We start from the raw sequence: 4,781 nt of genomic DNA on the forward strand, positions 1-4,781 counted from the left end.
ATCCAGCCCTGCAGCAGGTCGCGCGAGCCCTCCGTCAAGGCCGGTCCCAGCGCGATCCTGCGCAGCAGCGTCGCCATGGCGCGAGGCGTGGTGGTGTCGCGCGGATCGCCGGGCCGCGCCTCGTTGAGCGTCGGCTCGGTGCGGTCGAGCCGGGTGACGTCGTCGCCCCAGCGGCGCAACGCGGCCGTCAGGGCGGGCGGGCCGCCGAAACTGTCGAGCAGCAGGTTCGCGGCCGTGTTGTCGCTGAGCGTGACGGCGGCCTCGCACAGCGCCGCCAGCGTCATGCCGCTCCCCGCATGCAGCTTGGTGACGGGTGCGTAGGGCAGCAACGCGTCCGGCCCGTAGGCGATGCGGCGGTCGAGCCGGTCCTGCCCGGCCTCGGCCCGGGCCAGCACGAAGGCGGCCGACAACAGCTTGTGGGTGCTGCAGAGTGGAAAAGCCTCGTCGAGACGGTGGCCGACCACAGCGCCACTATCAGCGGCCAGGATCGCGACGCCGAGGTGGCCTCCGGCCCGCCGTTCGAGCCGCGCTAGGCTTTCCGCGGGATCAAGGCCGGGCTCGGCCACGGCCGGCAGCAGGCTGCCCGCCCAGAGCGTCGCTCCGGTCATCATGGTACGACGCGTCAGCATAGGCCCAGCCCCTCCCCGGACGGCCATGCGCCGTCGCCAGAACCGTGGTGGCGTTCCAGCGTGGCGAAGCCATGGCGCCGCGCCCTGGACAGCCGGCGGGCGCGACCCAGATTCGTGTATCGGCCCGCGCCATCGGGCCGCCCACGGAGATCGCGGATGACGGCCCATGTTCACCAGTTCCCCTGCCTCAAGGACAATTACGGGGTGCTACTGCACGACCCCGCCACGGGCAGCACGGCCACGATCGACGCCCCGGAAGCGGCTCCCATCCTCGATGCGCTGGCCACCAAGGGCTGGACGCTCACCGACATCCTGGTGACCCACCACCATGCCGACCATACCCAGGGCATCGGCGCGCTGAAGGCCCGCTTCCCGGATGCGCGCGTCACGGCGCCCGCCAAGGAGGCGGCGAAGATCGGCGGCGTCGATGTGGCGGTTGCAGAAGGCGATCTCGTCAGTGTCGGCAAGCTGCGCGCCAAAGTGCTGGAAACCCCCGGCCACACGGCCGGCCACATCGTGTACTGGTTCGAGGACGAGGCGATCCTGTTCGCCGGCGACACCTTGTTCCCGCTCGGCTGCGGCCGGGTGTTCGAAACCCCGATGGCCGTGATGGTGACGTCGCTCCTGAAGCTGACGCGCCTGCCGATCGAAACAAAGGTGTATTGCGGCCACGAATATACGCTCGGCAACGCCCGCTTCGCCATCACGGTCGACCCCGACAACACCCTGCTGCAGACCCGCGCCGCCGAGGTGGAAGAGCTGCGCAAGGCCGGCAAGATGACGGTGCCGACTACGATCGCGCTCGAGGTCGCCACCAACCCGTTCCTGCGTATCGGCGACCCGGCGCTGCAGCGCGCCATCGGCATGGCGGGCGCCGACCCGACCGCGGTCTTCACGGAGATCCGCGAGCGCAAGAACCGGGCCTGAGCCGATGACGCTCACGGCCCGGCAGGTGATCGCCCGGCTCGGGCTCAAGCCGCATCCCGAGGGTGGCCATTATTGCGAAACCTTCCGCGATCCGGCGGTCGACGAGAGCGGTCGCGCTCGCTCGACCGCCATCCTGTTCCTGCTCGACGTCGGCGAATTGTCGGAATGGCACCGCGTCGATGCCGTGGAGGTGTGGCACTGGCATGCAGGCGCGCCGCTGGTGCTGACCACCTCGCCCAACGGCCACGATGCCACGGCGCGCCACCTCGGGCCTGACCTCCTGGCCGGGCAGATGCCGCAGCTGGTGGTGCCTGCCCACCACTGGCAGACCGCCACCAGCCTCGGCGCCTGGACGCTCGTCGGCTGCACGGTGGCGCCGGGATTCCGCTTCGAGGGCTTCGAGCTGGCCCCGCCAGGCTGGCGGCCGGTGCCGCGGGGCTGAAGCAGGCGGCGCACCACGCTTGCGAGCCGGTACGCGAACGCGTACAACAGGCGATGCGTTCGACCTCCTATAGTGATTTCCGCCGAAACCTCGCGGCCACGCTCGACAGCGTCAGCGCTGATCGTGAGCCGGTGGCCATCACCCGCGACCGCGGCAAGCCGGTCGCCGTGCTGATGTCGTTGGAGGATTACGAGGCCCTGACCGAGACCGACTACCTCCTTCGCAGTCCCCGCAACGCGGACCGCCTGCTCGACGCCACTCGCAGCCTGGAGGCTGGCGAGGGGCGTGAGCGCGACCTCGCGGAGTGAAGCTCGTCTTCGATGAGCGGGCCTGGGAGGATTATCTCCACTGGCAGGCCACCGATCCCAAGCTGCTGGTCCGCCTCAACGGCCTGATCCGCGAGTGCACCCGCACGCCCTTTGCGGGCACCGGCAAGCCGGAGCCGCTGCGGGGGCCTTTGTCCGGCTGGTGGTCGCGCCGGCTGACGCAGGAGCACCGGCTGGTCTATCGCGTTGCGGGCGAAAGCCTGCTGATCGCGCAATGCCGCTATCATTACTGACGCGTCCCCCCGCCACCTTGGCCGCGGCCCGCCGAGTCGCCATATTGGTCGCATGGCCGCTCAGAAACCCGTCAAACCCTCCCGCGCCAAGGCGTCCCGGCCCGATGTGGCGCCGCTCGACGAGCACCTCGCGGCGCTGCTGAACCCGGCCCTTAATGCCAAGCCGCGCGGCATGGCCGAGCGGCCGCAGCCGGCGCTCGAAGGCGAGGCCATCACGCTCGACCGGCCGGGCAGCAAGCTGCCGGGCGGCAACCGCCGCATCAAGCCGACCGAGACCGAGTCGTCGCCGCGCCTGCCTTCGGGCGCTCAGGCCACCGCCGACGTGCTGAAGGCGCTGATCGAGACCGGCGACCCGCGCTTCAAGGCCGGCACCTCCGACTGGGTGCCGCACCGCCCGCCCCGCCCGGACAAGTCCGAGGGCGGCGTGGTGTTCGACCTCGTCAGCGATTACGAGCCCAAGGGCGACCAGCCCACCGCCATCAAGGAGCTGGTGGAGGGCGTGCGGGCCAGCGACCGTGACCAGGTGCTGCTCGGCGTCACCGGCTCGGGTAAGACCTTCACGATGGCCCAGGTCATCAAGGAAACCCAGCGCCCGGCCCTGATCCTGGCGCCCAACAAGACCCTGGCGGCGCAGCTCTACGGCGAGTTCAAGAGCTTCTTCCCCAACAACGCCGTCGAATATTTCGTGTCCTACTACGATTATTACCAGCCCGAAGCCTATGTGCCGCGCTCGGACACCTATATCGAGAAGGAATCCACCATCAACGAGCAGATCGACCGCATGCGCCATTCGGCGACGCGGTCGCTGCTCGAGCGCGACGACGTCATCATCGTGGCCTCGGTGTCCTGCATCTACGGCATCGGCTCGGTCGAAACCTATACGGCCATGACCTTCTCGGTGAAGGTCGGCGAGCGCATCGACCAGCGCCAGCTCCTGGCCGACCTCGTGGCCCTGCAATACAAGCGCACGCCCGACTTCACCCGCGGCAATTTCCGCGTGCGCGGCGACACCGTGGAACTGTTCCCGGCCCATTACGAGGATCGTGGCTGGCGCGTGAACTTCTTCGGCGACGAGATCGAAAGCATCGTCGAGTTCGACCCGCTGACCGGCAAGAAGACCAACGACCTCGACTTCATCAAGATCTACGCCAATTCGCATTACGTCACGCCGCGCCCGACGCTGGTGCAAAGCATCAAGGCCATCAAGGCCGAGCTGAAGGGCCGGCTCGAGGAGCTTTACGAAGGCGGCCGCCTCATCGAGGCGCAGCGGCTCGAACAACGCTGCACCTTCGACCTCGAGATGCTGGAGGCCACGGGCTCGTGCCAGGGCATCGAGAATTATTCGCGCTACCTCACCGGGCGGCGGCCCGGCGAGCCGCCGCCAACCTTGTTCGAATACCTGCCCGACAATGCGCTGGTCTTCACCGACGAAAGCCACGTCACGGTGCCGCAGATCGGCGGCATGTATCGCGGCGACTTCCGCCGCAAGGCCACCTTGGCCGAATACGGCTTCCGCCTGCCCTCCTGCATGGACAACCGGCCGCTGCGCTTCGAGGAATGGGACGCCATGCGGCCCCAGACCGTGCACGTCTCGGCGACGCCCGGCCCGTGGGAGATGGAGCGCGCGCAAGGCATCTTCGTCGAGCAGGTGATCCGCCCCACCGGCCTCATCGACCCGCCGGTCGAGGTGCGCCCCGTCCGCACCCAGGTCGACGATCTGCTCGACGAGATTAAGCAGGTCGCGGCGCGCGGCTACCGCTCGCTCGTCACTGTGCTGACCAAGCGCATGGCCGAGGACCTCACCGAATACCTGCACGATAACGCCGTGAAGGTCCGCTACATGCATTCCGACATCGACACCATCGAGCGCATCGAGATCATCCGCGACCTCAGGCTCGGCGTCTTCGACGTGCTGGTCGGCATCAACCTGCTGCGCGAGGGCCTCGACATCCCCGAATGCGCCCTGGTGGCGGTGCTCGACGCCGACAAGGAAGGTTTTCTCCGCTCCGAAACCTCGCTGGTGCAGACCATCGGGCGCGCCGCCCGCAACGTCGACGGCCGCGTCATCCTCTATGCCGACAAGGTCACGGGCTCGATGGAGCGCGCCATGGCCGAAACGGTGCGCCGCCGCGAAAAGCAGGTGGCCTACAACACCCTGCATGGCATCACGCCCGCCTCGATCAAGCGCGGCATCGCCGACATCCTCGGCTCGGTCTACGAGGCC

Annotated in this window: 6 protein-coding genes; 5 read left to right on the plus strand and 1 reads right to left on the minus strand. The window is 68.6% G+C overall.

Annotation, left to right across the window (positions count from 1 at the left end; translation table 11 throughout):
* On the minus strand, positions 1-629 hold a 629-nt coding region (gene bla / locus P7D22_RS22265), incomplete at its 3' end, for a class A beta-lactamase (RefSeq protein ID WP_319936443.1).
* A gap of 156 nt (positions 630-785) precedes the next feature.
* Between bla and gloB the strand changes: the two genes are divergently transcribed.
* From gloB to uvrB, 5 genes are all read left to right on the plus strand, one after another.
* Positions 786-1,556 (plus strand): hydroxyacylglutathione hydrolase, encoded by a 771-nt coding sequence (gene gloB, locus P7D22_RS22270; RefSeq protein ID WP_319936444.1) that lies wholly within the window; start codon positions 786-788, stop codon positions 1,554-1,556.
* Positions 1,557-1,560: 4 nt separating this feature from the next.
* Positions 1,561-1,998, plus strand: coding sequence for a cupin domain-containing protein (locus P7D22_RS22275; RefSeq protein ID WP_319936445.1), 438 nt, complete (start codon positions 1,561-1,563; stop codon positions 1,996-1,998).
* Positions 1,999-2,051: 53 nt separating this feature from the next.
* Positions 2,052-2,306 carry a type II toxin-antitoxin system Phd/YefM family antitoxin gene (locus tag P7D22_RS22280; protein WP_319936446.1) on the plus strand — a complete coding sequence of 85 codons (255 nt, stop codon included), beginning with the start codon at positions 2,052-2,054 and terminating at the stop codon, positions 2,304-2,306.
* Positions 2,303-2,557, plus strand: coding sequence for a Txe/YoeB family addiction module toxin (locus tag P7D22_RS22285; RefSeq protein ID WP_319936447.1), 255 nt, complete (start codon positions 2,303-2,305; stop codon positions 2,555-2,557). The genes P7D22_RS22280 and P7D22_RS22285 overlap by 4 nt, the downstream gene beginning before the upstream one ends.
* Before the next feature lie 52 nt (positions 2,558-2,609).
* A partial coding sequence (gene uvrB, locus P7D22_RS22290; protein WP_319936448.1) for an excinuclease ABC subunit UvrB occupies positions 2,610-4,781 on the plus strand: 2,172 nt, incomplete at its 3' end.

Source organism: Lichenihabitans sp. Uapishka_5 (genome assembly GCF_033947565.1).
GTDB lineage: Bacteria > Pseudomonadota > Alphaproteobacteria > Rhizobiales > Beijerinckiaceae > Lichenihabitans.

Excerpts from the sequence above, each read along its gene's own strand:
- P7D22_RS22275 (WP_319936445.1), top strand. The coding sequence starts at position 1,561 with ATGACGCTCACGGCCCGGCAGGTGATCGCCCGGCTCGGGCTCAAGCCG.
- P7D22_RS22280 (WP_319936446.1), top strand. The coding sequence starts at position 2,052 with ATGCGTTCGACCTCCTATAGTGATTTCCGCCGAAACCTCGCGGCCACG.
- gloB (WP_319936444.1), top strand. The coding sequence starts at position 786 with ATGACGGCCCATGTTCACCAGTTCCCCTGCCTCAAGGACAATTACGGG.